Genomic DNA, 637 nt, shown 5'->3' on the forward strand with positions numbered 1-637 from the left:
GTATGGGAGCAGGGCAGTATCGATGCCTTTCACGGTATGTATATTGCAGACGGCATGTCCCGTTTGGCAAAACTGGTACTGTATGCGCTGACGTTTGGTTTGTTTATTTACAGTAAACCGTACAACCAAGACCGCCAAATCTTTAAAGGCGAGTTTTACACCCTGTCGCTGTTTGCCCTGTTGGGTATGAGCGTCATGGTCAGCTCGGCACATTTCTTGACTGCGTATATCGGTTTGGAATTGTTGTCTTTATCGCTATATGCCATGATTGCCCTACGCCGCGATTCCGGTCGTTCTGCCGAGGCCGCGCTGAAATACTTCGTATTGGGCGCGTTGGCCTCCGGTTTGCTACTCTATGGTATTTCTATGGTTTACGGCGCCACCGGTTCTCTTGATTTTGCTTCCGTCTTGGCTTCTGCTTTCAATGAGCAGGCCAACGAGTGGCTGTTGAAATTGGGTATGGTGTTTATTGTAGTTGCCATTGCATTTAAATTGGGTGCGGTTCCATTCCATATGTGGGTGCCCGATGTGTACGATGGTGCGCCGACCTCTGTTACCGCATTTGTGGGTACGGCTCCGAAAATCGCCGCCGTTGTCTTTGCGTTCCGTATCCTTGTTACTGGCATGGGTACCATAC

At 49.8% G+C, this 637-nt stretch carries 1 protein-coding gene; it reads left to right on the forward strand.

What is annotated here, in order from left to right:
• A partial coding sequence (locus tag ACTHUR_RS15295; protein ID WP_440399484.1) for an NADH-quinone oxidoreductase subunit N occupies nucleotides 1-637 on the forward strand: 637 nt, incomplete at both ends.

The organism is Neisseria sp. P0021.S007, from assembly GCF_051956855.1.